This window comes from Sphingomonas sp. M1-B02 (genome assembly GCF_026167525.1).
Taxonomy (GTDB): Bacteria; Pseudomonadota; Alphaproteobacteria; order Sphingomonadales; family Sphingomonadaceae; genus Sphingomonas.
On the sequence record NZ_CP110679.1, the window covers coordinates 2,464,629 to 2,488,217 of the forward strand.

Annotated in this window: 25 protein-coding genes; 12 read left to right on the forward strand and 13 right to left on the reverse strand. The window is 66.1% G+C overall.

Going from position 1 to position 23,589, the window contains the following annotated elements:
• Positions 1 to 71: 71 nt before the first annotated feature.
• The 5 genes from OKW87_RS11865 to OKW87_RS11885 all read left to right on the forward strand — a co-directional run bounded on the left by OKW87_RS11865 (position 72) and on the right by OKW87_RS11885 (position 5,611).
• Positions 72 to 2,393 (forward strand): DNA translocase FtsK, encoded by a 2,322-nt coding sequence (locus OKW87_RS11865; protein ID WP_265539756.1) that lies wholly within the window; start codon positions 72 to 74, stop codon positions 2,391 to 2,393.
• 81 nt (positions 2,394 to 2,474) lie between these two features.
• Entirely contained in the window at positions 2,475 to 3,092 is a 618-nt protein-coding gene (locus tag OKW87_RS11870; RefSeq protein WP_265539758.1) for a LolA family protein, read from the forward strand.
• A gap of 238 nt (positions 3,093 to 3,330) precedes the next feature.
• Positions 3,331 to 4,113, forward strand: coding sequence for an exodeoxyribonuclease III (locus OKW87_RS11875; protein ID WP_265539760.1), 783 nt, complete (start codon positions 3,331 to 3,333; stop codon positions 4,111 to 4,113).
• Positions 4,110 to 5,168, forward strand: coding sequence for a GTP cyclohydrolase II (gene ribA / locus OKW87_RS11880; RefSeq protein WP_265539762.1), 1,059 nt, complete (start codon positions 4,110 to 4,112; stop codon positions 5,166 to 5,168). Before OKW87_RS11875 ends, ribA begins: the two co-directional genes overlap by 4 nt.
• A 2-nt stretch (positions 5,169 to 5,170) precedes the next feature.
• The gene (locus OKW87_RS11885; protein WP_265539763.1) at positions 5,171 to 5,611 is read left to right on the forward strand and encodes a hypothetical protein; all 441 of its coding nucleotides are present in this window, start codon (positions 5,171 to 5,173) and stop codon (positions 5,609 to 5,611) included.
• Here OKW87_RS11885 and OKW87_RS11890 read toward each other — a convergent pair.
• Both OKW87_RS11890 and OKW87_RS11895 read right to left on the reverse strand, forming a co-directional pair.
• On the reverse strand, positions 5,586 to 6,263 hold the full coding sequence (locus tag OKW87_RS11890) for an HAD family hydrolase (protein WP_265539765.1): 678 nt from the start codon (positions 6,261 to 6,263) through the stop codon (positions 5,586 to 5,588). The two genes, OKW87_RS11885 and OKW87_RS11890, sit on opposite strands and share 26 nt — an antisense overlap.
• Complete coding sequence (locus OKW87_RS11895) at positions 6,260 to 6,925, reverse strand: YggS family pyridoxal phosphate-dependent enzyme (RefSeq protein ID WP_265539767.1); 666 nt, start codon at positions 6,923 to 6,925, stop codon at positions 6,260 to 6,262. Before OKW87_RS11895 ends, OKW87_RS11890 begins: the two co-directional genes overlap by 4 nt.
• A 58-nt stretch (positions 6,926 to 6,983) precedes the next feature.
• Between OKW87_RS11895 and OKW87_RS11900 the strand changes: the two genes are divergently transcribed.
• Positions 6,984 to 7,463, forward strand: a complete 480-nt coding sequence (locus OKW87_RS11900) for a thiamine phosphate synthase (protein ID WP_265539769.1) — start codon at positions 6,984 to 6,986, stop codon at positions 7,461 to 7,463.
• 9 nt (positions 7,464 to 7,472) lie between these two features.
• On the opposite strand, the gene OKW87_RS11905 is transcribed toward OKW87_RS11900, so the two are convergent.
• A complete protein-coding gene (locus OKW87_RS11905; RefSeq protein WP_265539771.1) occupies positions 7,473 to 8,186 on the reverse strand; it encodes a hypothetical protein in 714 nt (237 codons plus the stop codon).
• Positions 8,187 to 8,428: 242 nt separating this feature from the next.
• Between OKW87_RS11905 and OKW87_RS11910 the strand changes: the two genes are divergently transcribed.
• Genes OKW87_RS11910 through holA form a run of 4 tightly spaced genes read left to right on the forward strand, consistent with a single transcriptional unit; the run spans position 8,429 to position 12,908 of the window.
• Positions 8,429 to 8,860: a DUF3576 domain-containing protein gene (locus tag OKW87_RS11910; RefSeq protein WP_265539773.1), complete on the forward strand. Its 432-nt coding sequence runs from the start codon at positions 8,429 to 8,431 to the stop codon at positions 8,858 to 8,860.
• A gap of 15 nt (positions 8,861 to 8,875) precedes the next feature.
• On the forward strand, positions 8,876 to 11,383 hold the full coding sequence (gene leuS, locus OKW87_RS11915) for a leucine--tRNA ligase (RefSeq protein ID WP_265539775.1): 2,508 nt from the start codon (positions 8,876 to 8,878) through the stop codon (positions 11,381 to 11,383).
• A complete protein-coding gene (gene lptE / locus OKW87_RS11920; RefSeq protein ID WP_265539778.1) occupies positions 11,380 to 11,889 on the forward strand; it encodes an LPS assembly lipoprotein LptE in 510 nt (169 codons plus the stop codon). Before leuS ends, lptE begins: the two co-directional genes overlap by 4 nt.
• A complete protein-coding gene (gene holA, locus OKW87_RS11925; protein WP_265539781.1) occupies positions 11,886 to 12,908 on the forward strand; it encodes a DNA polymerase III subunit delta in 1,023 nt (340 codons plus the stop codon). The genes lptE and holA overlap by 4 nt, the downstream gene beginning before the upstream one ends.
• Here holA and OKW87_RS11930 read toward each other — a convergent pair.
• Genes OKW87_RS11930 through OKW87_RS11955 form a run of 6 tightly spaced genes read right to left on the reverse strand, consistent with a single transcriptional unit; the run spans position 12,905 to position 18,615 of the window.
• Positions 12,905 to 13,804, reverse strand: coding sequence for a ParB/RepB/Spo0J family partition protein (locus OKW87_RS11930; RefSeq protein ID WP_265539782.1), 900 nt, complete (start codon positions 13,802 to 13,804; stop codon positions 12,905 to 12,907). The two genes, holA and OKW87_RS11930, sit on opposite strands and share 4 nt — an antisense overlap.
• The gene (locus OKW87_RS11935; RefSeq protein WP_265539784.1) at positions 13,801 to 14,583 is read right to left on the reverse strand and encodes a ParA family protein; all 783 of its coding nucleotides are present in this window, start codon (positions 14,581 to 14,583) and stop codon (positions 13,801 to 13,803) included. The genes OKW87_RS11930 and OKW87_RS11935 overlap by 4 nt, the downstream gene beginning before the upstream one ends.
• Positions 14,580 to 15,203 (reverse strand): 16S rRNA (guanine(527)-N(7))-methyltransferase RsmG, encoded by a 624-nt coding sequence (gene rsmG, locus OKW87_RS11940; protein WP_265539786.1) that lies wholly within the window; start codon positions 15,201 to 15,203, stop codon positions 14,580 to 14,582. The genes OKW87_RS11935 and rsmG overlap by 4 nt, the downstream gene beginning before the upstream one ends.
• Complete coding sequence (mnmG, locus tag OKW87_RS11945) at positions 15,200 to 17,035, reverse strand: tRNA uridine-5-carboxymethylaminomethyl(34) synthesis enzyme MnmG (protein WP_265539788.1); 1,836 nt, start codon at positions 17,033 to 17,035, stop codon at positions 15,200 to 15,202. The genes rsmG and mnmG overlap by 4 nt, the downstream gene beginning before the upstream one ends.
• Positions 17,036 to 17,090: 55 nt before the next feature.
• Positions 17,091 to 18,380 carry a tRNA uridine-5-carboxymethylaminomethyl(34) synthesis GTPase MnmE gene (gene mnmE, locus OKW87_RS11950; protein WP_265539790.1) on the reverse strand — a complete coding sequence of 430 codons (1,290 nt, stop codon included), beginning with the start codon at positions 18,378 to 18,380 and terminating at the stop codon, positions 17,091 to 17,093.
• Position 18,381: 1 nt separating this feature from the next.
• Positions 18,382 to 18,615, reverse strand: coding sequence for a DUF6489 family protein (locus tag OKW87_RS11955; protein WP_265539792.1), 234 nt, complete (start codon positions 18,613 to 18,615; stop codon positions 18,382 to 18,384).
• 55 nt (positions 18,616 to 18,670) lie between these two features.
• Between OKW87_RS11955 and OKW87_RS11960 the strand changes: the two genes are divergently transcribed.
• Entirely contained in the window at positions 18,671 to 19,150 is a 480-nt protein-coding gene (locus OKW87_RS11960; RefSeq protein WP_265539793.1) for a methylated-DNA--[protein]-cysteine S-methyltransferase, read from the forward strand.
• Positions 19,147 to 19,845: a dienelactone hydrolase family protein gene (locus OKW87_RS11965; protein WP_265539794.1), complete on the forward strand. Its 699-nt coding sequence runs from the start codon at positions 19,147 to 19,149 to the stop codon at positions 19,843 to 19,845. The genes OKW87_RS11960 and OKW87_RS11965 overlap by 4 nt, the downstream gene beginning before the upstream one ends.
• Here the strand turns inward: OKW87_RS11965 and OKW87_RS11970 are convergent.
• The 4 genes from OKW87_RS11970 to hemE all read right to left on the reverse strand — a co-directional run bounded on the left by OKW87_RS11970 (position 19,838) and on the right by hemE (position 23,486).
• Positions 19,838 to 20,572 (reverse strand): TerC family protein, encoded by a 735-nt coding sequence (locus tag OKW87_RS11970; protein WP_265539795.1) that lies wholly within the window; start codon positions 20,570 to 20,572, stop codon positions 19,838 to 19,840. The genes OKW87_RS11965 and OKW87_RS11970 overlap by 8 nt on opposite strands.
• Before the next feature lie 17 nt (positions 20,573 to 20,589).
• The gene (gene rho / locus OKW87_RS11975) at positions 20,590 to 21,846 is read right to left on the reverse strand and encodes a transcription termination factor Rho (RefSeq protein ID WP_265539796.1); all 1,257 of its coding nucleotides are present in this window, start codon (positions 21,844 to 21,846) and stop codon (positions 20,590 to 20,592) included.
• 153 nt (positions 21,847 to 21,999) lie between these two features.
• Complete coding sequence (locus OKW87_RS11980; RefSeq protein ID WP_265539798.1) at positions 22,000 to 22,452, reverse strand: CopD family protein; 453 nt, start codon at positions 22,450 to 22,452, stop codon at positions 22,000 to 22,002.
• Positions 22,449 to 23,486 (reverse strand): uroporphyrinogen decarboxylase, encoded by a 1,038-nt coding sequence (gene hemE / locus OKW87_RS11985; RefSeq protein WP_265544102.1) that lies wholly within the window; start codon positions 23,484 to 23,486, stop codon positions 22,449 to 22,451. The genes OKW87_RS11980 and hemE overlap by 4 nt, the downstream gene beginning before the upstream one ends.
• Positions 23,487 to 23,589: the final 103 nt, after the last annotated feature.

The window sequence follows — 23,589 nt, forward strand, 5'->3', positions numbered from 1 at the left end:
CCATCTTGACGCGGGACTCGGCAAAGGCGATGCTGCGGGCCGCACCCCCTGAAAATCTGGAGGCTGGGCCAATGGCGTCCCGGGCACAACCGTCGCTGTTGCGCGACACGATGAAGGCCAGCGCCCGCCGCAGCGGCGCGTTGATCGGCGGAACCCTGTTGTTCCTGGCGACGATGGCGGTCGTGCTGGCGTTGCTGAGCTATCATTCGCAGGACCCCTCGCTGAACACCGCGGCGGGCGGGCCGGCGCGCAACCTGCTCGGCACCTGGGGCGCCTGGATTTCGGACCTGCTTTATTCCGGGCTGGGCCTGCCGGTGCTGCTGCTCACCCCGGTCGCGCTCAGCGTGACCAACCGGCTTTGGGTCGATCGCCCGCTCGGCAACTGGCGCACGATGCTCCGCGGCGCCTTTCTGAGCGCATTGCTGGTCGCGGTCGGGCTGGCCTTGCTCCATATCGACTGGTCGTTGCCTCCCGAATGGCGGCTTCCCGGCGGCATGGGCGGGGTGGCCGGGCTGGCGCTGGCCGGCTTCCTCGACTGGCTGATCGGGCTGAGCGGCGAGCCGACGATCGCTTTCTGGGCCGGGCGTGGGCTCGGGCTGGTGGCGGTGCTGGTCGGACTGTTCTGCTGGTGGCGCACACTGGACTTCAGCCTGCCCGAACGCGGCATCCGCCTGCCGCGATTGCTGGGCCCGGCGAAGACCGCCTTGCTCGCCGCGCCGGAACCGCGCCCGGATTCGCGCGACCGCCCGCCGATCGAACCTCGCGAGCCTCGCAAGGTGGTGGTGCCCGACAATCGCCCCGGCCCGGTCATTTCCGATCGCAGCGTCACGCCATCGCCGGCCAAGCCCAAGCCGCCGGTGCAGAGCAGCCTCGACTTCAAGGACAGCTACAAGCTGCCCCCGCTGGACCTGCTGAAGCCCGGCCCGGTCAACAAGAGCAGCGCGATCGACAAGGCCGCGCTCGAGCGCAACGCCCGTCTGCTCGAAAGCGTGCTCGACGATTTCAACGTGAAGGGCGAGATCGTCGAGGTTCGCCCCGGCCCCGTCGTCACCATGTACGAGCTCGAGCCGGCCGCGGGGATCAAGGCGAGCCGGGTGATCCAGCTCGCCGACGATATCGCGCGCAACATGTCGGCGATCTCCGCGCGCGTCGCGACGATCCCGGGTCGCAGCGTGATCGGCATCGAGCTGCCCAACGCCAAGCGCGAGTCGGTCAATCTGCACGAGCTGATCGGCAGCCAGAGCTTCGAGGATCAGGGCGCGTCGCTGCCTTTGGTGCTCGGCAAGAATATCGGTGGCGATCCGATCATCGCCGATCTCGCGCCGATGCCGCATCTGCTCGTCGCCGGCACTACCGGATCGGGCAAGTCGGTCGGGCTCAACTGCATGATCCTCTCCCTGCTCTATCGGCTCACCCCCGATCAGTGCCGTATGATCATGATCGATCCCAAGATGCTCGAACTGAGCATGTACAAGGACATCCCGCATCTGCTCGCCGACGTGGTGACCGAGCCCGCAAAGGCGGTGCGCGCGCTAAAATGGGCGGTCGAGCAGATGGAGGATCGCTATCGGATGATGGCGAGCGTCAACGTCCGCAGCCTTGCCAGCTTCAACGACAAGGTTCGCGCCGCTCGCGCCAAGGGGCAGAAGCTCGGGCGGAAAGTCCAGGTCGGCTACGACGAAAATGGCCGCCCGCTCTATGACGAGGAAGCGCTCGATCTCGCGCCGCTGCCGCAGATCGTGGTGATCGTCGACGAGCTTGCCGATCTGATGATGACCGCGGGCAAGGAAGTCGAATTCCTGATCCAGCGGCTCGCGCAGAAGGCACGCGCGGCGGGCATTCACCTGATCATGGCGACGCAGCGCCCCTCGGTCGACGTGATCACCGGCGTGATCAAGGCGAATCTTCCGACGCGGATCAGCTTCCACGTCACGTCTAAGATCGATTCGCGCACGATCCTGGGCGAGCAGGGCGCCGAGCAGCTGCTGGGCAAGGGCGACATGCTTTACATGCCCGGCGGCAAGCAGCTCGTCCGCGTCCACGGTCCGTTCGTCAGCGACGACGAAGTGATGGGGGTCGCCGACTTCTGGCGCGCGCAGGGCGAGCCCGATTATATCTCGGCGGTCACCGAGGAGCCCGAGGATGGCGGCTTCAGCCTCGACGGCGCACCCGACGGCGAAGACAGCCCCGAGGACCAGATCTATCGCAAGGCCGTGCAATTGGTCGCCGAGAGCCAGAAGGCCTCAACCTCCTGGCTCCAGCGCCAGCTCCGCGTCGGCTACAACAGCGCGGCGCGGCTGATCGAGCGGATGGAGAAGGATGGGCTGGTGTCGCGGCCCGACCATGTCGGTCGGCGTGAGGTGCTGATGGATACCGAGGGGCGGCCGCTGTGAGGATCGTTGCGCGCTGAGAGGGGTTCAGCAGGCATTCAAGCCGCCCTTGCTAGCGAAGCGGCACCCCAATTGGAGAAACACGTGTTTGCACGGCCCCTCGTCCTCACCCTCCTTGCCGCCCCCGCGCTGATTGCCGCCGCGCCGGTGCAGCGAGACGAGCTCGCCCAGGTGCAGCAGCATCTGCAGGGCGTGACCAGCATGACCGCCGCTTTCACCCAGACGGATCGCAACGGACGGACCCTGACCGGCAACATGACGCTCAAGCGGCCGGGCAAGATCCGCTTCCAATATCAGAAGGGCGTGCCGCAGCTGATCGTGGCGGATGGCAGCAGCCTTTATTTCATCGATTATCAGGTGAAGCAGGTCGATCGCTGGCCGATCGGGAACTCGCCGCTGGCGGTGCTGCTCAATCCCAAGCGCGACATCACCAAATATGCGACGCTCAAGCCGACCGGCGATCCCCGCGTCGTCTCGATCGAAGTGCATGACAGCGCGCATCCCGAATATGGCCGGATCACGATGATCTTTCAGAAGAATGCCAGCGCACCGGCCGGGCTGATGCTCCAGGGCTGGGTCGCGCTGGATTCGCAGAACAACCGCACGACGATCCGGTTGTCGAACCAGAAGTTCAACGCCAGCATTTCGGACGGAGCGTTCCGCTGGAACGACCCACGGCCGCAAGGCCCGCGAAATCGCTGAGAAACGGGGAATCGTTCATGCTGGCGACAGGTAGCCGGGCCTAAAAACGAAAGTGCGGATGTGGGGCTTGAGCCGGGATTTTCCCCCTGTTGCCCGGACGATATCCACATCCTGCCTGCGTGACGAACGCTAGGTCGGCCCTCGCTCCATTGCCCCCGGAGCGGGGGCCTTTCCGTTTTTGGGGCGCTTTGCTTGGCGCAGGCTGGCACCGCCGCGCAAAAGCGCTACATCCCCTTTCGTGAAGATCGCTTCCTGGAATATCAATTCGGTCCGTGCGCGGATCGACATCGTGCAGCAATTCCTCCGCGAGGAGGCACCCGACATATTGTGCCTGCAGGAAACCAAGGTGATCGACGGCGATTTCCCCGAGGCACCGTTCCGCGCGATGGGCTATGGCCATGTCATCAAGCATGGCCAGAAGATGCATCACGGCGTGGCGATCATCGCGCGGGTGCCGGTGATCGAGGATGACCGCTTCGACTGGCAGGCCAATCAGGAGGCGCGCCACGTCGGCGTGCGCCTCCCCAATGGCGTAAGGCTGGAGAATGTTTACGTACCCGCCGGCGGCGACGTCCCCGATCGCGAAGTGAACCCGAAGTTCGGCCAGAAGCTCGATTTCGTCGAGCGGATGACCCAGTGGGCGACGGGCTTGCGCGTGCCGACGATCCTGACCGGCGATTTCAACATCGCCCCGCTCGAATGCGACGTGTGGAGCCACAAGCAGTTGCTGGGCGTCGTCAGCCACACCCCGATCGAGGTCGAGGCGCTGGGGCGGCTGCAGGCGGCGCATGACTGGGTCGATCTGGGGCGCCACTTCATCCCGGCGCCTGCGCGCAACTTCACCTGGTGGAGCTATCGCTCGGCCGACTGGACCGCCAACGACCGCGGGCGGCGGCTCGATCATATGTGGGCCAGCCGCGAAGTCGCCGAGCAGGCAACCAGCCACAAAGTGTGCGAGCCGTGCAGAAGCTGGCTGCGGCCATCGGACCATGTCCCGATCATCACGGAATTCGCCTTTTGAGCGACCCTCGCGCCGTTGCTCGCGCCGTCGATGCGCTGCGCCGCGGCTGGCCGATCGCGATTTCGGGCGGGGACGGAACGCTGCAGCTGCTCGCGATCGAGACGGCGGACGCCGAGCGGCTGTCGGCATTCGATCCGGAGGGACGCGCGCCGGTCTTGCTCTCGGCGGGGCGGGCGGCGACGCTGAAGCTCGCCAACCAGCGCGACGCGGCGGCGCCCGACGGGCCGGTGCTCGTCGAGCGCGTGCCCTGGCTCGATTTCGATACCGCCACCGCGCTCTCCGATCCGCAGATGGACCTGGCGACTCCGCTCAAAGGACCGTTCCGCGCGCTGCCGGTCGAGGCGCCCGAGGCTGCCGCCGCCGCGCTGCGGCTGGCGCGGATCGCCGGGCTGCTGCCCGCTTATTTCGCATTTGCCGGCGACGCGGCGGAGGCGATCACCCCCGCCGATATCGATGCGCATGAGGATGCCGGTCGACTGCGCATCGTCGGCCGCGCGCGCCTGCCGGTGGAGGGCGCCGAGGAGGCCGAGATCGTCGCCTTCCGGACCGACGAGATGCCCGGCGAGCATGTCGCGTTGCTGATCGGCCGGCCCGACGGCGGCCCGCCCCTCGTCCGGCTGCACAGCGAATGCCTCACCGGCGACGTGCTCGGCAGCCTCAAATGCGACTGCGGGCCGCAGCTGCGCGCGGCGATCGCCGCGATCGAGGCCAGCGGCTGGGGCATCCTGCTCTATCTGCGCCAGGAAGGCCGCGGGATCGGGCTGATCAACAAGCTGCGCGCTTATGCGCTGCAGGATCAGGGTTATGACACGGTCGACGCCAACACTCGGTTGGGCTTCGCGGTCGATTCGCGCAACTTCGCGATTGCCGGGCGGATGCTCGACTTGCTTGGCCAGACCCGCGTGCGGCTGCTGACCAACAATCCCGAAAAGGTCGCTGCGCTCGCGGCCTCGGGAATCGCCGTGATAGAGCGCGTGCCGCACCGCCTGCCGCCCAATCCGCACAACGAAGCCTATCTGGCGACGAAGCGCGACCGCACGGGCCACGATTTCTAGCGATGCGCTACTTCCTCGATACCGAATTCAACGGCTTTGGCGGCGCGCTGATCGCGCTGGCGCTGGTGCCCGAGGAGCCGGACGCGCCGCATTTCTACGAAGCGCTTGAATGCCCGGATCCGACCCCCTGGGTGGCCGAGCATGTCCTGCCGGTGCTTGCCGTCGAACCGATCGAGGCGGCGGAGCTGTCGCGCCGGCTGGAGGCCTATCTGGGCGACGATCCCTGGCCGGTGCTGATCGCCGACTGGCCCGAGGACATCGTCCATGCCGCGCGCGCAATGATCTCCGCGCCGGGGCGACGCATCGGCCTCGATCGGGTCGGCTTCGAACTGTGCGATGCGTTCGGCTATGATTCGTCCGCCAGCGCGGTGCCGCACAACGCCTATCACGACGCCGTGGCGCTGCGTGCCTTTCTCCTCAGGCGCGAGGCGGCAGCCCGATAGCGCGGGCGACCGCGTCGAAATCATGTGCGATTTCGGTCACGCCCAACGCGCGCAGCCGATCGGCATGGCCGATGTCGCAATGGCTGCCCGCGCAGAGTCCGATAACATGCGCGCCCGAGGCGACCGCGCCGGTGACGCCGACCGGCGAATCTTCGAGGATGACGCAGCGCCCTATATCGACGCCCAGCGCCGCGGCGGCGTGTAGATAGAGATCGGGCTCGGGCTTGCCGCGTTCGACATGCTCGCGCCCGCTGAAAATCTTGTCGCCGAAGGCCTCGCGGATCCCGAGATGTTCGAGATGCCGGCTGATCCACTCGGTCGAGCTCGACGAGGCGATCGCGCGGGGCAGCTCGGGCGGCAGGCGGAAGACGAACTCGATCGCACCGGCCACCTCGGGCAGTCCCTCCTCCAGCGCGCGGCGGTCCTCGATGGCGCGGGCGGTGTGGAAATCTTCGGGGATCGCACGGCCGATCCAGCGCTCGACTGCGCCGAGAAAGTCCGCACCGGCCAGCCCCATGAAGTTGGCCATCGATTCGGCCGGGCTGGTGGGATGGCCGATGCTCGTCAGATAATCGGCAATCTGGCGATTGCCGGCATATTCGCTTTCGAGCAACACGCCGTCGAAATCGAAGAGAATCGCGTCGAGCTTCATGCCCGCGCTCCGAACAAGGCGGTGCCGATGCGGATATGCGTCGCGCCGATCATCGCCGCGGTCTCATAATCGCCCGACATCCCCATGCTCAGGCCATCGAGTCCTTGCTCGCGCGCCAGCTTGGCAAGCAAGGCGAAATAAGGTGCGGCTTCGGTGTCGAGCGGAGGCACGCACATCAGGCCGACGACGGGCAGGCCCGCTTCCCGCGCCTGGGCAAGCAGCTCGGGCAAGTCGCCGATCGCGCAGCCGCCCTTTTGCGGCTCGTCGCCGATATTGACCTGCACGAAGCAATCGGGACGCTTGCCCGTGCGCGCCATCGCCGCGGCGAGCGCCGTCACCAGCGACGGCCGGTCGACCGAATGAATCGTGTCGAACAGGTCGACTGCTTCCTCGGCCTTGTTCGACTGGAGCTGGCCGACCAAGTGGAGCGCGACGTCGGGTGTCTCGGCCTTGAGCGGAGGCCATTTGGCCGCGGCTTCCTGGACGCGATTCTCGCCGAAGACGCGCTGGCCTGCGGCGATCAGCGGGCGGATCGCGTCGGCGTCGTGCATCTTGGAGATGGCGATCAGCGTCGCCGGACGGGGGGCACCGGCCAGCTGCGCCGCGCGGGCGATCCGGTCGTTAATGTCGGTCAGGCGCTGACGGGCGTCGTCTATGGGCATGCGCCGCGCTATAGGTGGGGCGATGCGTGCCCGCCACCCTGTCCCGCGCCTATGGCTGATGACCGACGAGCGGATGGGCGATTCGATTTGGGCGGCGCTGGATCGGCTGCCGCGGGGAAGCGGCGTTATTTTCCGTCATTATGGGCTGGTGCAATCGGAACGGCGGGCATTGTTCGCGAAGCTCGCGAAGGTTGCGCGCCGGCGAGGCCTGATCCTGCTGCGTGCGGGCGGGACGCGGCTGAACGGCGAGATGGGGACGCATGGCGGGCGCAGGGGTCGCGGGCTTCATACCCGCGCGGTCCATTCGCGGCGCGAGGCAATCGCAGCGCTTCGCGACGGAGCGGATGCCTTGTTCGTCTCACCGGTCTTCCGGACCCGCTCGCATCCGGGCGCCCGCGTGCTGGGGCGGGTTCGCTTCGGACTGCTGATTCGCGGACTAGGGGTGCCGATCGTCGCGCTCGGCGGGATGAATGCCAGACGCGCATCAAGCTTGCGCGGAATCCATGGCTGGGCGGCGATCGATGCATGGACGAAGTGACGCGGCGCGTCAGAAGCGGAAGGCAGTGCCCACATAGACCGCCTGGCTGTCCCGGCGATCGTCGGTGATCTTGGGCAGGCGATCAGCCTCGCTCTTGTAACGCACCCCCGCGGTCACCGCGAGGTTGCGCGTGACCGAATAGGAGCCGCCGAGATCGACCGAATAATTTGGCTTGTCGCCGATCAGGATCGGCGTGCTCGCCAGCGGACGCTCGGCCGCAGCCTGGACGCGCCCGGTGATACGGCTGCCGGTGTAGCTGACGCCAAGATTGGCGCGCTCGCGGCTACCGGGCTGAGTCACCATTTCGATTCGGCTCACGTCGCCCGCGATCGCGAAACGCTTCCAGCCGACCGAAACGCCCAGATTATAGGCGATCGGGGCCAGGCTGACCGACGGCGTTGCCGCAGCCGCCATCTCGTTGCGATCGATCCGCGCGGCGCGGGTGGAGCGCGCGCGCACCGCCACGGTGACCGCGCGCCGCTCGCCATTGCGCGACGATTCGGACGGCGTGAAGCGGAAGCCGCTTTCCGGCAAACCGCTACGCGCGAGAATCGCCGCAAGCTTCGGATCGGCCGCAGCCGGCGTGAACGTGCCGAGGCCACCGCGCATCGCCACCGATGGCCGCGCGATCGCATTGGCGACACGTCCGTTTTCTTGTGCCTGAAGCGCGGGCGCGAGCAGGGTCCCGGCGACGCATAGCGCCCCCAGTCCCAATCCCGTCATCCAGCGTGTCAAACGCATTTGCATCCCTCTCAGTTAGAAAGCCGTACCATGATTCGAAACCAAGGTTCCAGCGGCTGCCCAAATTTCATGCGAGTGTTGCCCGATGCCCACAGATTCAGCAGCAAAAGCGCCGAATCGTGGCCGATCCGGCCCTTTGCTCCGCTCCGTCTCGCGCCTTGCTCCCGCCACACGAGCCCCTATAGATGCTCACCACTATAGTGTCTGCCTTTAGGAAGCTGTCGATGAACCGCCTGTTGCGCACCGCGATCCTGGGGTCGCTCGTTCTTTCCGTTGCCGCTTGCGGCGGTCGCGATCGCCCCCAGGCCGATCTGGCCGCATCGAAGGTGACGACCATCGGCGTGAACGCCTATCTGTGGCGCGCATCGCTCGACACGCTGAGCTTCATGCCGCTGCTGCAGACCGATTCGAACGGCGGCGTGATCGTGACCGACTGGTATGTGAACCCCAATACGCCGACCGAGCGGATGAAGGTGACCGTCACCGTGCTCGACCAGGATCTGCGCGCCGATGCGTTGCGCGTCGCTGCCCTTCGCGAGGTCAACCGCACTGGCCAGTGGGTGGCGTCGCCCGTCCAGGCGGCCACCGTCCAGAAGCTCGAGGATATCATCCTCACCCGCGCACGGGATCTGCGCCGCGCCGCTATCGCGGAATAATCGAAAGACCGAGTGATGGCGTCACGCTTCAATCCCTTGAAGGCGGACGCAGCGTGGCAGAAGGCGTGGGACGACAACCGCACCTTCGCCGCGCGCGACGATTCGCCCAAGCCCAAGAGTTTCGTGCTCGAGATGTTCCCCTATCCCTCGGGGCGCATCCACATGGGGCATGTCCGCAACTATACGATGGGCGACGTGCTCGCGCGCTTCCGGCGGATGCGCGGCTATGAAGTGCTCCACCCGATGGGCTGGGACGCGTTCGGCATGCCCGCCGAAAATGCCGCGATGGAGAAGAAGGTCCATCCGGGCGGCTGGACCCGCGCCAATATCGCGACGATGAAAGCGCAGCTCAAGCGGCTCGGCTTCGCGCTCGACTGGACGCGCGAGCTGGCGACCTGCGACCCCGAATATTATGGCCAGGAACAGGCGATCTTCCTCGATTTCTACGAGGCGGGGCTGGTCTATCGCAAGGAATCGGCGGTCAATTGGGATCCGGCCGACATGACCGTGCTCGCCAACGAGCAGGTGATCGACGGGCGCGGCTGGCGCTCGGGCGCACTGGTCGAGCGGCGCAAGTTGAGCCAGTGGTTCCTCAAGATCACCGACTTCGCCGACGAGCTGCTGGAGGGCGTGCAGGCGCTCGAACATTGGCCCGAAAAGGTCAAGCTGATGCAGGAGAACTGGATCGGCAAGTCCGAGGGGCTGCGGTTTCGGTTCGCACTGTCCGACGGCGGCGATGTCGAAGTCTTCACCACCCGGCCGGACACGATCTTCGGGTCGAGCTTCGTCGCGGTCGCGGCGGACCATCCGATCGCGCAAAAGCTGGCCGAGACGAGTGAAGACGCCGCGACGTTTATCGCGCTCTGCAAGCAAGGCGGCACCACTGCGGCCGAACTGGAGACGCAGGAGAAGCTCGGCTTCGACACCGGCCTGCGCGCGGTCCACCCCTTTGACCCGGCGTGGCAATTGCCGGTCTACATCGCCAATTTCGTGTTGATGGACTATGGCACCGGCGCCGTCTTCGGGGTGCCGGCGCACGACCAGCGCGACTTCGAATTCGCCACCAAATATGCCCTGCCGATCCGCCGCGTCGTCTCCGACGGCGATCAGGTCTCGCCCGAATACCATAGCGACGAAGCCTATACCGGTCCCGGCACACTGGTGAACTCGCACTTCCTCGACGGAATGGATGTCGCCGACGCCAAGCGCGCGGTGATCCGCCGCGCCGAGGAAGGCGGCTGGGGCAGCGGCACCACCGTCTGGCGGCTGCGCGACTGGGGGGTCAGCCGCCAGCGTTATTGGGGCACGCCGATCCCCTTCATCCATTGCGATGGCTGTGGCGTCGTCCCCGCCCCGCGCGAGTCGCTGCCGATCGTACTGCCCGAGGATGTCAGCTTCGACATTCCCGGCAATCCGCTCGACCGGCACCCGAGCTGGAAGCATGTCGACTGCCCCCAATGCGGTGCAGCCGCCCGGCGCGAGACCGACACGCTCGACACCTTCGTCGATTCCTCCTGGTATTTCATCCGTTTCGCCAGCCAGCCGCGCGACAAGCCGTTCGACAAGGCGATGGCCGAGCAATGGCTCCCGGTCGGGCAGTATATCGGCGGGGTGGAGCATGCGATCCTGCATCTGCTCTACGCCCGCTTCTTCACGCGCGCGCTCAACCGGATCGGCAAGCTCGATATGACCGAGCCCTTTGCCGGGCTTTTCACCCAGGGCATGGTGACGCACGAGACCTACAAGTCGCTCGATGGGCGCTGGCTCTCGCCCGAGGAAATCCGCAAGGACAGCGCCGGCGCGATCGAACTCTCCTCGGGCGACGTGATCGACATCGGCCGCATCGAGAAGATGTCGAAGTCGAAGAAGAACACGGTCGATCCCGAACCGATCGTCGACCAATATGGCGCCGACGCGGTCCGCTGGTTCATGCTCTCCGACAGCCCACCCGAGCGCGATCTCGAGTGGAGCGAGAATGGCATCGAGGGTGCCTGGCGCTTCGTCCAACGGCTGTGGCGGCTTGTGGATGGCGTGACCGACGCACAGGGCGAAGACAAGGATCTCGACCGCCGCCTGCACCGCACGATCGCCGGCGTCGCCGAGGATGTGGAAGCGCTGACCTTCAACAAGTCGGTGGCCAAGCTCTATGAACTGGTCAACGCGATCGAGCGCGCCGCGCCCTCAGCCTCACGCAGCAACGCGATCCGCACGCTCGTCCGCATCGTCGCGCCGATGGTGCCGCACCTGGCCGAGGAAGCCTGGGCGCAGATGGGCAATACAGGGCTGGTCGCCGATGCCCCCTGGCCCGAGGTGGATCCCGCGCTGCTCGTCGACGACGAAGTGACGATCGCGGTGCAGATCAATGGCAAGCTGCGCGATACGCTGGTAATGCCCAAGGGCGCGGACCGCGAAATTGTCGAGGCCGCCGCGATGGCATCGGACAAGGTCGTCCGGCAGCTCGAAGGAAAGGCGCCCCGCAAAGTGATCGTCGTCCCCGATCGTCTCGTGAACATCGTCGCATGAGGGCCGTGGCGCTCGTCGCGGCGCTGCTCGCACTCTCGGGCTGCGGGCTACGGCCGCTCTACGGCGGCGGCGCGGCCGGCCCCGTTCAGACAATGCTCGCGGCGGTGCAAGTTGCCCCGATCCAGGGCGAATCGGGTTGGCTGGTCTCCAATGCGCTGCGCGATCGGCTTGCAGCGGGGCGCACCGATGCGCCGCGCTATCGGCTCGAAGTGCAGTTGGACGACCAGATTGCCGGCCTCGGCGTGCGCCGCGACGACAGCGTCACCCGCGAACGGCGGACATTGCGCGCGCGCTATCAGCTGGTCGATCTGAGCAGCGGCGCGGTCGTGCTCGACGCCACCGCGGGCTCGGACGCCGGCATCGATGTCGTCGGCTCCGAATATGCGACGATCGCCGCCGAACGCACTGCGCTCGAGCGGCTTTCGGGCATCGTTGCCGACCAGATCGTGGCTCGCGTGGCGCGCTTCGCCCAATCGGCCGCGCCGGCCGCCGCCGCCGCGCAATGAAGGCGAGCGCGGCGCAGGCCCGCGCCGCGGTCGACAAGCCGAACCCCGAGACGCGGCTCTATCTGTTTCACGGCCCCGATGAAGCCGGCGCGGCCGAACTTGCCGCCCGGCTGGCACGCGCGCTGGGCCCTGAGGTCGAGCGTATCGATATCGACATGAAGATGCTGCGCGAGCAGCCTGGGCGGCTCGCCGACGAAGCGGCGTCGATGTCGCTGTTCGGCCGCGCACGTTACATTCGCTTGGCCCCGGTCGAGGAAGCGGCGGGCGAGGCGATTGCGCTGCTGCTGGCGGCGGAACGCGCGGGCAATCCGGTGGTCGCCATCGGCCCGGGGCTCAAGGCCAGCGGCAAGCTCGTCAAGCTGGCGATAGCGGCTCCCAAGGCGCTTTCGCATGCCTGCTACGTCCCCGAGGGCATCGATGCGGCGCGTATCGCGACGACCGTTGCGCGCGAGCACGGCTTGCGGCTCACCGGCGACGTGCCCCAGCGCCTGGCGGCCGCGACGGGCGGCGATCGCGCTATCCTGGCGCGCGAAGTCGAGAAGTTGGCCCTGTTTCTCGACGCCGCGCTGGATCGCCCGCGCGATGCCGACGGCGCGGCGCTCGACGCGATCGGCGCCGATCTGGGCGAGCCCGAGCTCTTCCACGCCATCGATGCGGTACTCGACGGTCGGGTTGCGGAGATTGGCGGGGAACTCGCCCGATTGAGCGAAGCCGGCGGCTCCGCGATCCCGCTGCTGCGGCAGCTCACCCGGCGGCTGATGACGCTGAGCGAGCTTCGTGCTGATCTAGACAAGGGCGCGGGTGTCGACGAAGTACTTGAAAAGCATCGTATTTTCTTCCGCGAAAAGGCCGCGACCGGACGCGCCCTGCGCCGCTGGAACGCCAGCCAGATCGCCCGCGCGATCGACCGCGTCCGCCAGGCCGAGCGTGCGATGATGCATTCGGGGAGCGCCGGCGAAGTCCTTGCCGAAGCCGAATGCGCCGCCATTGCCCGCGCCGCCGCGCGGGCGCGGGGCTAGATGCGCTCGCCGCTGAGGCGCTGGCAAAGCATATCGAGCTGGTCGAGCGTCGAATAAGAGAGGCTCAGCGACCCGCCTCCGGTCGGCCCGTGGGCAATCCGGACGTTAAGCCCCAACACGTCGCCCAATTGGTGCTCGAGCGCGGCGATATCCGCGTCTCGAATGTCCTCAGTCGGTGCCTTGCTCTTGGAGGGCTTGGCGGCGCGCGCGAGCTTTTCCGCCTCGCGCACCGAAAGGCCCTTGTCGGCGACGATCCGCGCCAGCTTCTCGGCATCGGGCGCGCCGATCAGCGCGCGGGCATGGCCCATCTCGATCGCCTTGTCCGCCACCATCTGGCGCACCGCCGCCGGCAGATCGAGCAAGCGGATCAGATTGGCGACATGGCTGCGCGACTTGTGGACGAGCCGGCCCAGCGCTTCCTGGGTATGGCCGAATTCGGCAATCAGCCGCGCATAGGCCTCCGCCTCCTCGATCGCGTTGAGATCCTCACGCTGGATATTCTCGACGAGCGCGATCTCCATCGTCTCGGCATCGGTGAGCTCGCGGACGATGACCGGGACTTCGTGGAGCCGCGCGCGCTGCGCCGCGCGCCAGCGCCGCTCCCCGGCGACGATCTGATAGCTGTGGCCGTGGGGACGCACGACGATCGGCTGGATCAGCCCCCGCGTCGCGATCGACTGGGCGAGATCCTCGAGCGCGGCCTCGTCGAAATGGCGGCGCGGCTGATCGGGGTGCGGCACCATCGCGCTGACCGGCAGCGTGCGGATGCCCGGGGTACTGCCGCTTTCGCTGGGGCCAGAGACCGGTGCTTCGGGGACATTGTCGCCGAGCAACGAGGAGAGCCCGCGGCCAAGGCCGGGACGCGGTTTGCGGGAGGCGGCGCTGGGTTCGGTCATGCGGCCTTCTTCAGCTTGGGGAGACGCTCGATCACTTCGCGGGCGAGCGCGATATAGGCTTCGGACCCGGCGCAGCGATGATCGTAGATCAACGCGGGCAGCCCATGGCTCGGCGCCTCGGAAAGGCGCACGTTGCGGGGGATGACCGTATCGAACACCACCCGACCAAGCACGGCACGAACGTCGTCCGAAACCTGATCGGTCAGCCGATTGCGGCGATCGTACATCGTCAGCGCTACGCCCAGGATCGACAGGCCCGGATTGAAGCGGCTGCGAATTCGCTCGACGGTGTTGAGCAATTGGCTAAGCCCTTCGAGCGCGAAGAATTCGCATTGCAGCGGTACCAGCAGCGCATGCGCCGCTACCATCGCGTTGATCGTCAGCAATCCCAGCGACGGCGGGCAATCGATCAGCACGACGTCCCAGCGATCGCCGCGCTGCCGGCCAAGGGCCAGATCAAGCCGATGCGTGCGCGCTTCGAACTCGATCAGCTCGATCTCGGCGCCGGACAGATCCTGCGTAGCCGGTACGATGTCGAGCCCGGGGACCTTGGTCGCCATCGCCGCCTCGTCGAGGGTCAGTTCGGTCACAAGCAGCTCATAGCTCGAATGCGCGCGATCGGCGCGATTGATACCGAGGCCTGTCGAGGCATTGCCTTGCGGATCGAGATCGATGAGGAGCACGCGCTGCCCGGTCGCGGCCAGTGCAGTGCCGACGTTGATGGCGGTAGTGGTTTTCCCCACCCCGCCCTTCTGATTGGCGATCGCAATGCAGATCATTTCGGCCGCACCCCTCGGGCCACCACGATTCCGGACTCCGGCTGCGTAATGCTTGGTTCCACGTGAAACACACCTTGCCACTTCGTCTTGGCGGCTTCCACCTCGGAATGCGCAGTGCGTCCTTTCGGGAGCAGCCAGACTGTGGACGAATTTGTGCAATGCACTGTGGATAACAACAAGCCCGGCAAATCGGCCACGGCGCGCGCCGAAATCACCGAGGCGAGTTCGCTTGGCTTATAAGTCTCGATTCGCGTCGGTTGGACAATCACCTGCGCCTCCAGACCGAGGATCGAAATCGCATCGCGCAGGAACTGGACGCGGCGGCCCCGTGGCTCGACCAGCACCGTTGGCCAGTCCGAAAGGACGGCCACGACCAGCCCCGGGAGGCCCGCCCCGCTTCCTACGTCGACCCAGCTACCCTTGCCCGCGGTCTCCGCCAGAGGGAGCAACTGCGCGGAATCCAGCAGGTGCCGAGACCAGATCGTGGCCAGCGACGCGGCCGAGACCAAATTCTGGTTGATCGATTCCGCGCGCAAAATCTCGGCGTAAGTGGCGAGCTTGGTTTCACGTGAAACACCGAACCGCTCTGCAATCCACCCTCTGGCTTCATCCTCGGTCATGCAGCACTGCGCCTACGGGCGTGGAGCAGGATTGCGGAGAGCGCAGCGGGGGTGATCCCGCGGATACGTCCGGCCGCACCCAAGGTCTGGGGCCGCGCGGCACCAAGCCGCTCCACCATCTCGTTGGACAGCCCAGCGATGCTGGCGAAGTCCAGCGCAGCGTCGATGCGGACATTATCATTGGCACGCAGATGGGCGACCTCGCTTTCCTGCCGCTCGAGATAGGGCGCGTAGCGAGCATCCTCGACAAACTCGGCGAGCAAGGTTGGATCCGCTGTCACCCCATCGACCACATGGACGATTTCCACCCCGGCAAAGCGCAGCCACTCCTTGGCGCTGCGACGGGCGCCGTCCTGGCCGACGGGCGCGCCACGATCCTGCATCTCGGTTGCGCTCAACGTCACCGAGAAATCCCTGTCCAACTGCGCCCGCGCATCGAGCCGTTCGCGCAACCGGTCGGCTCGCTCGGCTCCCAGGCAGCCCGTCGCGGCCGCGATCGGACCAAGCCGGGTCTCGGCATTGTCGGCGCGCAACCGCAGCCTGAACTCCGCGCGCGCGGTGAGCATCCGATAGGGTTCGGTGACTCCCTGCAGCACCAGGTCATCGATCATAACGCCAAGATAGCCATCGGCGCGATCGATGATCAGTGGTGCCAGCGACAGCGCAGACGCGGCCGCATTTGCTCCCGCCACCAGCCCCTGCCCGGCCGCTTCTTCATAGCCGGTTGTGCCATTGATCTGCCCCGCGAAATAGACACCGGGGATTGCCGGCAAGGCCAGCGTCAAGTCCAGCGCGCGCGGATCGATATAATCATATTCGACCGCATAGCCGGGCGTGACGATCGTCGTCCGCTCCAGCCCTGGGATCGATGCGATCATCGCCGCCTGGACATCGACCGGCAACGAGGTCGACAGGCCGTTGGGATAGATCAGATGGGTGTCGAGCCCTTCGGGCTCCAGGAAGATCTGATGTCCGTCGCGATCACCGAAGCGGTGGATCTTGTCCTCGATCGATGGGCAATAACGCGGCCCCAGCCCATCGATCGCGCCGCTGAATAGAGGCGAGCGATCCAGCCCGCCGCGGATCACTGCATGCGTCGCCATCGTCGTGCGCGTCACGCCGCAGTGAAGCTGGGGCAACGTGCGTGCGGTTGTGGCCGGCGACATCGTCCAGGGTTCGCTGTCCGAAGGTTGTTCGGCGATCCGCGACCAGTCGACCGTGCGACCGTCGAGCCGCGGCGGGGTCCCCGTCTTGAGCCGCTCCATTGGCAGCGCCAACTCGCGGAGCTGCGAGGCGAGCAAGCTGGCAGCCGCCTCATCGACTCGTCCGCCGTCCAGCCGCTCTTCGCCCCGGAAAATCCTTCCTCCAAGAAATGTCCCGGTGGCCAGCACCACCGAGCGCGCGCGCAACAGCGAGCCATCCGCCAGCCGCACCCCGGCCACGGAACCCGCCTGTAGCTCGAGGCCCGCCGCCTCCCCTTCGACAAGCATCAGGCCGGGCTGTCTCGCGAGCATCGCCTGGATCGCGCCCGCGTAAAGCCGTCGATCGGCCTGCACCCGCGGGCCCTGCACCGCTGTACCCTTGCTCCGATTGAGCATGCGATAATGGATGCCTGCCGCGTCGGTCGCGCGCGCGATCAGCCCGTCGAACGCATCGACTTCGCGAACCAGATGGCCCTTGCCGAGCCCCCCGATCGCTGGATTGCACGACATCGCGCCTACTTTGCCGAGGTCGAAACTGAGCAGCGCCGTCCGCGCCCCGCGCCGCGCGGACGCGGCGGCGGCTTCGGTTCCGGCATGGCCTCCACCGATGACGATTACGTCGAACTGCATGCCTGCTCGCTACCGCTTGCGGCGGGCGCGGTCAAAAGGCGTTTCACGTGGAACATCATTTCCCGATGCAGAATCGCGCGAACAGGCTGTCGAGCATCGCTTCGACCCCCGATCGCCCCGTGATCGCGTCGAACGCTCGTCTGGCGCTACGAAGCTCTTCCGCCATCAGCAACAGATCGCTCTGCTCTGCTGCGCGTCGAAGGGCAGCCTCGGCTTGGCCAACCAGGGCCCGCTGGCGCCCGTTCAATGCAACTGCGTCTGGAGGCGGCAACAAGTGTCGCGACGCCTCCGAGAGCAGGTCCCAGAACGCCCGAACGCCCTCCCCGCTATGGACCGAAATCGCGACGTCCTTTGCCCCGCTCTGCTCTCGACCGGCCTCATCGGCGCGTGCATGGACCCAGATCGGGCATGGATGGCCCGGCGGCGCATCGTCGCCCAGCCAGACCAGGATATCGGCCTCTTGCATTGCGTCGCGTGCACGCGAAATTCCGATCGCCTCGATCGCGTCACCGGTCGAATCCGCGAGGCCCGCCGTATCAATCAATAGATAGGCAACTCCATCCCGCACGATCGGTACCTCGATCCGATCACGTGTCGTCCCGGCGAGGGACGAGACGATCGCTGCCTCGCGCCCGGCAAGTGCATTGAGCAGAGTCGACTTGCCGGCATTGCGCGGGCCGGCGAGAACGACGCGTAACCCGTCGCGCAAGCGCTCGACCGGCGGTTGTGCGAGCGTCGCTGCGAGACGGGCGCCAAGTGACGATGCCGCGTCACGCAGCGTTGCTTCGGACCCGGCTCCGCCCGCAACATCGTCCTCATCGCTATGATCAAGCAGCGCTTCGACCTGCGCCGCCACTGCCAGCAGTTCACCATTCCATCCCTCGACCTCCCGGCGTACCCCGCCCTCTGCCGATCGAAGGGCGGTGCGGCGCTGCGCTTCGGTCTCGGCCATCAGCAAGTCGCCGAGCCCCTCGGCCTCGCTGAGATCCAGCCTCCCGTTCAGCAGCGCCCGGCGAGTGAACTCACCCGCGTCGGCGGGACGCAGCCCGGGGATCGCTGCCAGGCAGCGCTCGACCGCCCGCACCACTGCGCGCCCGCCGTGCAGATGAAGCTCGACGATATCCTCGCCGGTGGCGCTGTCTGGTGCGGGAAAGCAAAGCACGAGCGCACGATCGAGCAATTCCCCGTCGGCGGGATCGCGCAACGCGCGCAAGCCGGCCCTGCGCGCTTCGGGCAATGCGCCCCCAAGGCTGCGTACGGCCTCGCACGCGCCCGGGCCGCTCAGGCGCAGAACCGCGATGGCGGCGGGCGGGACACCGCTGGAAACCGCGAAGATGGTGTCCATTTCAGCCGCCGCTCTTGTTCCCGCCCTCGAACAGCCCGCGCCAGAAATTCATCCCCGCTTCACCCATCGGTGCCCAGTTGCGCATCATTTCCTGAAACGCCTCAGGACTTCCTTGTTTATCAATGGCTTCGACCATCATGCCGACATATTTTTCATGGACCGGAGCAAGATCGGGGAGCCCCATCGCGCGGCGCGCCTCTTCGGGCGTGCATTCGACTTCGACATTGATCTTCATGGCGCGCTTACTCTCCGCTTGAGCCTGCCGCGGCGCGGCTGCTAGGCCAAAGGCCATGTATGCGCGCGACCATGCCCTGATCGCAACGCCCATCGGCACCGTCGCCGTCGAGGGCGACGACGCGCAGGTTGCCGCGGTGCGAATCGGCGAGGCCGGCCCCGTGACCAAAGGCTCCGCCGCGGCGGTCCGCACAGCGATCGAGCAACTCGAACAATGGTTCGCCGGTGAACGCCGGGTCTTCGATGTGGCCATGGCGGCACCCGCCACCCTGCGCGGCGCCGAATTGCGCGACGGGCTCGTGGCAGTCGGCTATGGCGAAACCCTGAGCTACGGCACGCTGGCGCGGACATTGAGATCGAGCCCCCGCGCGATCGGCCAGCTCTGCGCGCGCAATCCCTTCCCCATCCTCGTGCCCTGCCACCGCATCCTCGGCAGCGGCGGCGCACTCGGCGCCTATTCGGCGGGCGACGGACCCAAGACCAAATCCTGGCTGGTCGAGCATGAGCGCCAGCACTCGAGAAGGACCCTGTTATGAACGACGTCACCATCAATGCGCTGGACGGAAGTGGCAGCTTCCAGGCCTATGTCGCGGAACCCAGCGGAACGCCGCGCGCGGCGATCATCGTGATCCAGGAAATCTTCGGAGTGAACCCGGGCATTCGCGGCAAATGCGATCGCTGGGCCGAGGAAGGTTACCTCGCCATCGCCCCCGATCTCTTCTGGCGTATCGAACCGGGCGTTCAGCTCGATCCGGACATTCCCGACGAGCTCCAGCGTGCGTTCGGCCATATGAACCAGTTCGATCAGGATCTGGGCGTGGCCGATATCGAGGCGACGATCCAGGCGGCGCGGGCGCGGATCGATGGCGGCAAGGTCGGCGTCGTCGGCTTCTGCCTAGGCGGGCGGCTGGCCTTCATGGCGGCGACGCGGACCGATGCCGATGCGAGCGTGGGCTATTATGCGGTCGGCGTCGACAATCTGCTCGACGAGAAGCATGCCATCGCGAAGCCGCTGCTACTCCACATCGCAGGCGCGGATCATTTCGTCACGCCCGACATTCAGGCAGCAATGCATGCGGGACTCGACGATCACCCCAAGGTGACGTTGTTCGACTATCCCGGCGAGGATCACGGATTCGCCGCCGAGATGGGCGATCGCCGCTCAGAAGAAGCCGCCACGCTTGCCGACAAGCGAACCAGCGACTTCTTTGCGGAGAAACTAACTAGCTGAAGAAGCTGAGGATTCCTGGCGTGTCGTGATTGCCGATCCAGCCTTCATAGATCATCTTGAAGGCCACGAAGACAATCACGGCCAGCCCAAAATAGGCGATCCAGCGGTAGCGATCGATCAGCTGCGCGATGAAGTTCGCCGCCAGCCCCATCAGCGCGACCGACAGCAGCAGGCCGACGACCAGAATCCCTGGATGTTCGCGGGCCGCCCCTGCGACCGCCAGCACATTGTCGAGGCTCATCGAAACGTCGGCCACCGCGACTGCCCAGGCGGCACCGGCGAAGCTGCGTGCGGGCTTCAGCCCCGAATGCTCGTCGCCACTGATCTCCGCGGATCCCGCGCTCTGGCCGCTATGCCGAATCTCGCGCCAGAACTTCCAGCTGACCCACAGCAACAGCAGCCCGCCGGCGAAGATCAAACCGACGATCCCCATCAGCCAACTGACGATCAACGCGAAGAAGATGCGAAGCACCAGCGCGGCGCCGATGCCGATCAGAATCACCTTCTTGCGCTGGTCGGCGGGGAGCCCCGCGGCAAGCGCACCGACGACGATCGCATTGTCGCCCGCCAGTACCAGATCGATCATCAGCACCGATCCGAACGCGGCCAGCGCCGCGGGTTCGGTGATGTTGGAGAAATCCTTGAGGATGTTCGCCCAGATGTCGGCGGGCGAGCCCATGCCGGCGGCGGCGGCCGTGGTCGCGGCGGCGAGAAGTTGCTCGATCATGCGGCAGTCCTAACGGATCAGGAGTTCATGCTGTCGAAGAAATCCTCGTTGGTCTTCGAATTCTTCATCTTGTCGAGCAGGAATTCCATCGCGTCGATCGTGCCCATCTGCATGAGGATGCGGCGCAGCACCCACATCTTGGAGAGCTTGGCCTGGTCGACCAGCAGCTCTTCCTTGCGGGTGCCCGACTTGCCGACGTCGAGCGCCGGGAAGATGCGCTTGTCTGCCACCTTGCGATCGAGAACGATTTCCGAGTTACCGGTACCCTTGAATTCCTCGAAGATGACTTCGTCCATGCGGCTGCCGGTATCGATCAACGCAGTGGCGATGATCGAGAGCGAGCCGCCTTCCTCGATGTTGCGCGCGGCTCCGAAGAAGCGCTTGGGACGCTGGAGCGCGTTTGCGTCCACACCGCCGGTCAGCACCTTGCCCGAGCTCGGCACGACGGTGTTGTAGGCGCGGCCGAGGCGCGTGATCGAATCGAGCAGGATGACGACATCCTTCTTGTGCTCGACCAGGCGCTTCGCCTTTTCGATAACCATTTCAGCGACTTGCACGTGGCGCTGCGCGGGTTCGTCGAAGGTCGAGGAGACGACTTCGCCCTTCACGCTGCGCTGCATGTCGGTGACTTCCTCGGGCCGCTCGTCGATGAGCAGCACGATCAGGAAGACCTCGGGGTGGTTGTCGGTAACCGCCTTGGCGATATTCTGCAGCATCACCGTCTTGCCGACCCGCGGCGGCGCCACGATCAGCGTCCGCTGGCCCTTGCCCTGCGGCGAGATGATGTCGATCACGCGCGCCGACTTGTCCTTGGCAGTCGGATCCTGCGGATCGAGCGTCAGCTTGGATTCGGGATAGAGCGGCGTCAGATTGTCGAAATTGACCCGGTGGCGCACCGCATCGGGATCGTCGAAATTGACCGACACCAGGCGGACCAGCGCGAAATAGCGCTCGCCGTCCTTGGGCCCGCGGATCTCGCCTTCCACCGTGTCGCCGGTGCGCAGGCCGAACTTGCGAACCTGGTTGGGCGAGACATAGATGTCGTCGGGGCCGGCGAGATAATTGGCCTGTGCCGAGCGCAGGAAGCCGAAGCCGTCGGGGAGCACTTCGATCGTGCCCTCGCCCATGATTTCTTCGCCATTCTCGGCCTGCGCCTTCAGGATCGCGAACAGCAGATCCTGCTTGCGCAGCGTCGATGCGCTCTCGACGCCAAGCTCCTCGGCCATGCTGACCAGTTCTGCGGGCGGGGTTTTCTTGAGGTCTTTGAGATGCATGGGGAGTCCGAATGCTTAAGCGTGGGGGAGCGTCGGGATCGGCGGAGGCGCGCGACAAGGCGATGCTGGAAGGAAAGGGCGCGGAACCGGTGACCCGGCGCACGGCTTCGAATTAGGAGCCCCCCAGAGGCAAGTCAACCTCGGATGGTCGACTCAGAAGGGCTTCACCACGGCAAGAATGACGATCAGTACCACCGCCAGCGCAGGTACTTCGTTGAGCAGGCGCAGCGTGCGGGGCGCCAGCTTGCCCACGCCACGTGCGAGTTTCTTCGAATAACCGACTGCCCAGCCATGATAGCCGCTGAGCAGCACCACGAAGAGCAGTTTGGCATGTAGCCAGCCAAGCCCGGGCTGGCCGTCGAACAGTCCGACATTGGCGGCCAACAATATCCCGAGCAGCCAGACGATCAGGATCGACGGGGTCAGGATCATCGCGCGCAGGGTAGCCTCGCGCTTCGTCCACGCGTCGGCTTGGGGGGTGCCCAACGCCTCCTGATGATGCACCAGATAGCGCGGCAACAGGAAAAGCCCGGCCATCCAGAAGATCACGAAGATGATGTGGAACGCCTTGATCCACAGATAGCCATTGCCCAGGAACCCGGTCATTCGCGGCCTCGCACCTGCGCCAAAAGCGCCTCCACATGCGCGATCGGAGTATCCTGCTGGATGCCGTGGCCCAGGTTGAAGACATGCGGCCGATCGGGGAAGGCACCCAGGATTCGTTCCACTGCACTATGCAGCATCTTGCCGCCGGCGATCAGCACAAGCGGATCGAGATTTCCTTGCACCGGCAGGCCCTGCGGCAGTGCCTGATCGGCCCAGGCCGGATCGACGGACTCGTCGATCCCGATCGCATCGACCCCGGTTTCGCGCGCATAAGCGGCGAGCTTCCCGCCTGCACCCTTCGGAAAACCGATGACGGGGACCTGCGGCGCGCGCGCGTGCAGCGCGGCGACGATCCGCGCGGTCGGCGCGATCACCCACTGCTCGAACTGCGCGGGCGAAAGGCTGCCCGACCAGCTGTCGAACAATTGCACCGCCTCGACACCGGCGTCGATCTGGCCGAGCAGATATTCCACGGTTACATCGGCGATCCGGGTGACCAGTTCGCTCACCATCCCGGGATCGGCATAGGCCAGTCGTCGCGCCTCCGCCTGCTCGCGGCTTCCCTGTCCGGCGATCATATAGGTCGCGACCGTCCAGGGACTGCCCGCAAAGCCCAGGAAGGTCGTCGCCGGGGGCAAGGCAGCCGCGACCCGCTTCACGGTCTCGTAGATGGGTCTGAGCGGCTCTGGCGTAGGTATCAGGCCATCGAGCAGCGCCCTGCTCTCCAGTTTCGGCGCGAGCCGCGGGCCTTCGCCGGTCTCGAACCAGAGATTCTGCCCCAGCGCCATGGGCACGATCAGAATGTCGGAAAACAGGATCGCCCCGTCCATCCCGAAGCGGCGAATTGGCTGGAGCGTGATCTCGGCTGCGGCTTCGCTGTCGTTGACCAACGCCAGGAACCCGCCCTTCTCGGCACGCAGCGCGCGATATTCGGGCAGATAGCGTCCCGCCTGGCGCATCAGCCAGATCGGCGGGGTCGGTTGCTTTTCGCCACGCAGAGTTGCGAGCAGCGGTTTTGGCGAAGAGGAGGTCAGGGCTTCTTTCCTATAACTATAAGAAGAGAATCTAAGGGTATTTGGAGTCAGTAGGGGCGTGGAAGACGAGGCTTATGCGTTGCTGGCGATTCTGCCAACAGCT

What these genes read in the sequence shown, in the direction of transcription:
- leuS (WP_265539775.1), top strand. Translation starts at nt 8,876, where the DNA reads ATGGCGTCACGCTTCAATCCCTTGAAGGCGGACGCAGCGTGGCAGAAG.
- mnmG (WP_265539788.1), bottom strand. Translation starts at nt 17,035, where the DNA reads ATGCAGTTCGACGTAATCGTCATCGGTGGAGGCCATGCCGGAACCGAA.
- OKW87_RS11895 (WP_265539767.1), bottom strand. Translation starts at nt 6,925, where the DNA reads ATGCCCATAGACGACGCCCGTCAGCGCCTGACCGACATTAACGACCGG.
- OKW87_RS11955 (WP_265539792.1), bottom strand. Translation starts at nt 18,615, where the DNA reads ATGAAGATCAATGTCGAAGTCGAATGCACGCCCGAAGAGGCGCGCCGC.
- lptE (WP_265539778.1), top strand. Translation starts at nt 11,380, where the DNA reads ATGAGGGCCGTGGCGCTCGTCGCGGCGCTGCTCGCACTCTCGGGCTGC.
- OKW87_RS11890 (WP_265539765.1), bottom strand. Translation starts at nt 6,263, where the DNA reads ATGAAGCTCGACGCGATTCTCTTCGATTTCGACGGCGTGTTGCTCGAA.
- OKW87_RS11865 (WP_265539756.1), top strand. Translation starts at nt 72, where the DNA reads ATGGCGTCCCGGGCACAACCGTCGCTGTTGCGCGACACGATGAAGGCC.
- OKW87_RS11900 (WP_265539769.1), top strand. Translation starts at nt 6,984, where the DNA reads ATGACCGACGAGCGGATGGGCGATTCGATTTGGGCGGCGCTGGATCGG.
- OKW87_RS11960 (WP_265539793.1), top strand. Translation starts at nt 18,671, where the DNA reads ATGTATGCGCGCGACCATGCCCTGATCGCAACGCCCATCGGCACCGTC.
- holA (WP_265539781.1), top strand. Translation starts at nt 11,886, where the DNA reads ATGAAGGCGAGCGCGGCGCAGGCCCGCGCCGCGGTCGACAAGCCGAAC.
- OKW87_RS11905 (WP_265539771.1), bottom strand. Translation starts at nt 8,186, where the DNA reads ATGACGGGATTGGGACTGGGGGCGCTATGCGTCGCCGGGACCCTGCTC.
- mnmE (WP_265539790.1), bottom strand. Translation starts at nt 18,380, where the DNA reads ATGGACACCATCTTCGCGGTTTCCAGCGGTGTCCCGCCCGCCGCCATC.
- OKW87_RS11910 (WP_265539773.1), top strand. Translation starts at nt 8,429, where the DNA reads ATGAACCGCCTGTTGCGCACCGCGATCCTGGGGTCGCTCGTTCTTTCC.
- OKW87_RS11970 (WP_265539795.1), bottom strand. Translation starts at nt 20,572, where the DNA reads ATGATCGAGCAACTTCTCGCCGCCGCGACCACGGCCGCCGCCGCCGGC.
- OKW87_RS11980 (WP_265539798.1), bottom strand. Translation starts at nt 22,452, where the DNA reads ATGACCGGGTTCCTGGGCAATGGCTATCTGTGGATCAAGGCGTTCCAC.
- OKW87_RS11885 (WP_265539763.1), top strand. Translation starts at nt 5,171, where the DNA reads ATGCGCTACTTCCTCGATACCGAATTCAACGGCTTTGGCGGCGCGCTG.
- rsmG (WP_265539786.1), bottom strand. Translation starts at nt 15,203, where the DNA reads ATGACCGAGGATGAAGCCAGAGGGTGGATTGCAGAGCGGTTCGGTGTT.
- OKW87_RS11965 (WP_265539794.1), top strand. Translation starts at nt 19,147, where the DNA reads ATGAACGACGTCACCATCAATGCGCTGGACGGAAGTGGCAGCTTCCAG.
- rho (WP_265539796.1), bottom strand. Translation starts at nt 21,846, where the DNA reads ATGCATCTCAAAGACCTCAAGAAAACCCCGCCCGCAGAACTGGTCAGC.
- OKW87_RS11935 (WP_265539784.1), bottom strand. Translation starts at nt 14,583, where the DNA reads ATGATCTGCATTGCGATCGCCAATCAGAAGGGCGGGGTGGGGAAAACC.
- OKW87_RS11930 (WP_265539782.1), bottom strand. Translation starts at nt 13,804, where the DNA reads ATGACCGAACCCAGCGCCGCCTCCCGCAAACCGCGTCCCGGCCTTGGC.